General features: G+C 61.7%; 2 protein-coding genes. Both read right to left on the bottom strand.

Features of this window, described 5'->3' with window-relative positions:
- Positions 1-4,012 (bottom strand): DNA translocase FtsK (locus EOA49_RS30370; protein WP_127243542.1); only part of this gene is annotated, 4,012 nt, incomplete at its 3' end.
- A partial coding sequence (locus EOA49_RS32940; RefSeq protein WP_206520246.1) for a hypothetical protein occupies positions 4,009-4,600 on the bottom strand: 592 nt, incomplete at its 5' end. The genes EOA49_RS32940 and EOA49_RS30370, both read right to left, overlap by 4 nt.

Below are 4,600 nucleotides of genomic sequence, written 5' to 3'. Positions count from 1 at the left end.
GCGTGGGACCGGGCGCATTGCGGTCCGGTGCGGAATCGCCGGGTCCTTTCACCGGGGCGCCGTTCGTCGTCCACCGCACGCGCGGCGCCGGGACCCGGAACTCCGAATTCTCCCACGGCCTACGATCGCCGAGCGAGCTTCTGATCGGCATCAGCGGATCGGAAGCTTCGTACGCTTTGATCAGCTGCCGAAGACCCTCGCGTGTGTAGACCTCCTGCAGACCATGGACCTCGGCGACCTCGTCCTGGTCGCCTGCAGAGCCAGTCGTCGCCTCAGCCGGTCCGGACACAAAGACATGCGAATAGCCTTTGAGGTCGATCTCGACGGTGCCGTTTCGAATCCCGTTTCTCACTTCCTCCAGCGAGAAGCTGGAGTTCAAGGCTGACGGCTCATCCAGTAGAATGTCGGCGAGGCGCGAGAGCCAAAGATCGCGGTCAAGCCGCCCGGGATCGCCAAACAGCGCGTCCTCGATTCTCCGGGTGGTCTGTCGCAACTGCTGACCAGAATGACGTTTCGCCTCCGAGAGGCCACTCGCTTCGACATACTTTGCCTCCGTCACGATCGCGCGGAGCCGAGGTCGCCCGTCCTGACCTGGGTCCACACTAAGGGCGAGGATATCGGCGATCCCTTCCTCTCGCTGGCCCAGCCACTGCGCGTAATCGTCGAGGAGGAACCAGGACGCCGGTCGCTTCAGAAATTCCTCCGCGACAAGCGCGCGGCTCAAGACAAGGCCGATCAGCTCGCCCGCCGACACGCCACGCTTGGCGGCGCGCAATATGATGTCTCCTGAGATCGCCGTCGCATCGGCGATCATTCGGTTCGCGAGCGCAGTCATGCGATCCTCGCTCAGCCCCAAACTGAGCTGATCCAGACGGCGGCGCACCAGTACCGGTAACACCCGCAGATCGGAGGTGGAGGACACCACCATATTGCGACCATGGGTCCGCTCACGCCGGTATCGAATGACCTTGATGCCCTGAGCGGCAAGCTGCCGCTTGTCGAGCAGGTCGTCATACGTTGCGACCCACTCTGCCAAGCCATGAACGTCTTTGAACATGGCCTCGAGGCCATGGTCTTGCAACGAGATCTGGCGGGCGGGGAGGTAGTGTTCGCTTTCGCGATGCGACTGCTTGCGGATCACGGCCGCCAGGGCGTCAAGATAGCACCAGCCGACCCGAGGTTGCCGTGGAGATACCAGATAGCTCGTTGCGGTGAGCTGTTCCTCGCCCACCACTCTCCGATACGACCAGCGTGGCGGAACGTGATCAAGGATAAGTGGGTCCGTCTCGTCGTTGCGGGGCACCGAGAACCATGACTCCCGCGCCTGTCTCGAAACGACGTCATGGAGGAAGGCAACATCGACGCTCCGCTCATCTGGCGCGCGCCGCCCCGTGCTGCCCTCGAGCATCACCCCGATCCTGAGTTTGGACATGAAGTTGAGCGACGTTTCACTCACGACGATGGCGTCAGGATCGCTCCCCGACTGATCCAGCAGGTCGGTATAGACCTTATTGAGCTTTGAGCGGTCTCGATGGCGGACGAGAACGTTGCAATGAACCTCGTCCTCATGCACGGATCCCAGGGCACTGACGGTGGCCAACGGCAGACCGGCAGCATCACAGTTGTAGAGCATGATGCTGAGGTTCGCCCGCTCGTGGGGCTGCAGATCGAGATAGCGGCCAATCAGACTACGGATCTCGCGCGCGGCTTCGGCCGGATCGACGTCCGTGGACGCTTCCGAGGGGTCGCGAACCGGCCGTTCCATCAAGCTGTAGTCGTTGAGCGTACTCGTTTCATTGAGGAGAACCGCTTCGCCGCCTGTGAAGCCCGGGACGGCCTCAGGATAGTAAGGATGTTCGAGCTCGGCGCGCAGGTCGGCAAAGAAGAGCCGCTGATCCCCGAAATTCACCTCCTCGGCTTTGAGCAGGTGATCAACGAGCCCACACAAGGCGCGCATCTTGACCGCCGTCGCCGTCATTCGCATCGGGTGCCAGGGCGTTACGATCGCGGCCGGCGCCGCGCCGGCGATCTGCACTGCGCCGATCCTCAGGATGGGCTCCCAAAGATCGCGTCGATTAAGGTCGCCCGGCGCCGACTTTCGAAGTTGCTCGAGAAGTTTGCCGTAGAGGTCAACCTGATCAAGCTGCGGCTTTCCTCCCATGCCGTTGGACCGCCAATCCTCAATGGCTGCAGTGTATCCCTTGGCAAAAGCGGTCCAGGCCTCCCCGAGATCGGCGCCGGCTGGGGGAGAAATCCGACCTGCTCCAACCGCCGCCTTGATCGCTCGGGGCAGCGTCTTGCCCAAGTCCTCGACATTGGTCGATCGGGGAACTAGAGACCCAGCATCCTGACGGAACGAGGGTTGCAGCGTGCCGACGTCCGCCAGCGATACCGACTGCATCGCGCCTTTCTTGCTCACCAGCATGCGCGACGCTTCGGCTATGCCGAAGGGGTTCTTTTCAAGTCTGGCAAGATCATCAGGCAGAGCAAGGCCGATGGCATTCGGCTCGCCACGCCAGATCAACTGAACGATGTTCCTTTCCGCCGATGAGCCCGCTCCCACAGTGAGGGTCAGGTCAAACTTGATCTGAATATTGACGCGCGAGGTCGAGACGTTCTCGCGGAACTTGCGCCTCTTTCTCGCGGCTTCAAGCAGAGCCTCGAACTCGAATATGTGCGGCGTGTCCCAGCTCACCGCGTCCGGCAGCATGTTAGGCAGCGCCCTGTACTTGAGGCTGAAGGCGCGCGCGACGTCGGCATTCATATCCAGCCATTGCGTCTTGGTCCGACGCGAGGAGCGGATGTCAATACGGCGTGGCATCCTGAGTGTGCCCAGTTGCGCAAACAGCCGCTCGATGCTGCGGACTAACCCATCGAGAAAGTCTGTGCATTCGATCGGTCGTCCGTAGACGAATTTCTCCCATTTCGCCCGCAGCTGCCGATTGGCTGCGAGATCCTCGCGGTGAGCCTCGAAGAATTCGCGGTCGTCCTCCCTCGATTCCTTGAGGGACCTGTCCTTGAGATCGCTGAGGTACGACTTGTCCGCTTCGCTCAGCCGATCGGGACGTTCATAGTCGAAGAACTGAATCGTCTCTTCCGGCAGCTTCAGCTTCTTCAGCTTGAGGCCTGAGAAGACGAGCAGGACATTGTCCTGCTCCCATTCGAGCTCAGCGAGTTTTTCGGTTTCGTCGCGCCACCCGGCTGGCGAGGTGATGAACGCCTCGATCGTTGGATGCAATTCCGTCGCGATTTCGTCCCGTACCGTATCGAACTGGTCCCGCAGCTCCTCGGATTCGATCGGCTGGCGATTGGGCCGCTGTTTCGACAGCAGTGGCCTGCGCTCGCTGATCAACTTGTCGTAGAGGCGTCGCCACCGATTCTGCTGCAGCAGGTCCTTGGGCCGTTGCGACCGGAAGTATCCGGTGTCGCGCGGCAACTGCAACGCCGGCAGCGCCCACCCCAAGGCGTCTGCCACCGGCAGCGACATGCTATCGATTGCCTCGCGGGTCATGGAGACATAGTTGCTGAGCTGCGCCAGCGGCCAATCATCGACGCTAGACAGCGCCTTCAATGCCGTCTGCCACGCATCGATATGCTCTGCTGGCAGCCCCAGACTGTCAGACGCCGGCAGAACCCAATAGGCGGGCCCCTCCTTGAGTTCCTTGGCGCCAACGAGTGCGACATCGTGGAGTGAAGCGCCCTGATCATCATCGGTGTTGGCGATCAGCAACGCCGGGCGCTCGCACTCTGCGTGACGCAAGGCGACAGTCCTCTCATCGGTGAGCACCGCTTCCGGCAGGCCCTGTCCATCGACCAATGCGCGAGGTACCGCAATTCTAACGCGGGACTGGATGGATGAATCCGACACGAGCTGCCGGACGATCGCAGCAACCTGCGGGCCGGTGAGCCGGTCGAGCATGAAGCGCGCAGTTCCGCTGTCGGGTCCGAGACCCTGAAGGCGTTCCTGGAGCGCCGCGGCTCCCGCGGTGCCTATGAGATCGAGCGCGTTCATGCCCTCACCTCGCGGCGAAACGGGTTCTCGACATAGGCGGCCGAGTCCGACAGTCGGTTGAGGAGCCCAAGGCTGATCAGTCGCTCCTCAAGGCGCCTCGCATTGTCGGAAAAGTCCTCCTGATCGGCCTTTCCAGCGCCGATGATGCTCGCTGCCTGATGATCACCGATGACGAACCCGTAGCGGGTGTAAAGCTCGGCGAGAAAGTCTTTGAACTCCATGCGTTCCGTGACACAGCACACCACTAGCGTTTTGAGCAGCCGATCGGTCGGCGCGTAACGAACCCGTCTACTCGATCGGCGCGAACTCAACCCGATCTGCCGCGCCCAAGTGGAATGAACCTTGCCGACATGCTGTGCATGGCGAGTTTTTGCCCGGCTGACGAGCTCCTCGATCAGGTCTTTCGGATTGCTTATCCCGGTGGGTAGATCATCGGGGTCGGGCCAGTCAAATTGACGTGCCAGAACTTCAGCCGCGCTGAGGACCGCATCGTCCGATGCGACGGCAACCTGCCACTCATGGGAGGCTTCTGAGTTGCGGACATACTGCTCTATGGCGAGGCCTGGCAGCGCGTTGTTGGCCTGAAAG

The sequence above is a fragment of the Mesorhizobium sp. M1A.F.Ca.IN.020.04.1.1 genome (assembly GCF_003997315.1).
Classification (GTDB): domain Bacteria; phylum Pseudomonadota; class Alphaproteobacteria; order Rhizobiales; family Rhizobiaceae; genus Mesorhizobium.
The sequence above is the reverse complement of the archived record's forward strand: the minus strand, read 5'-3'. Positions and strand labels throughout refer to the sequence as shown.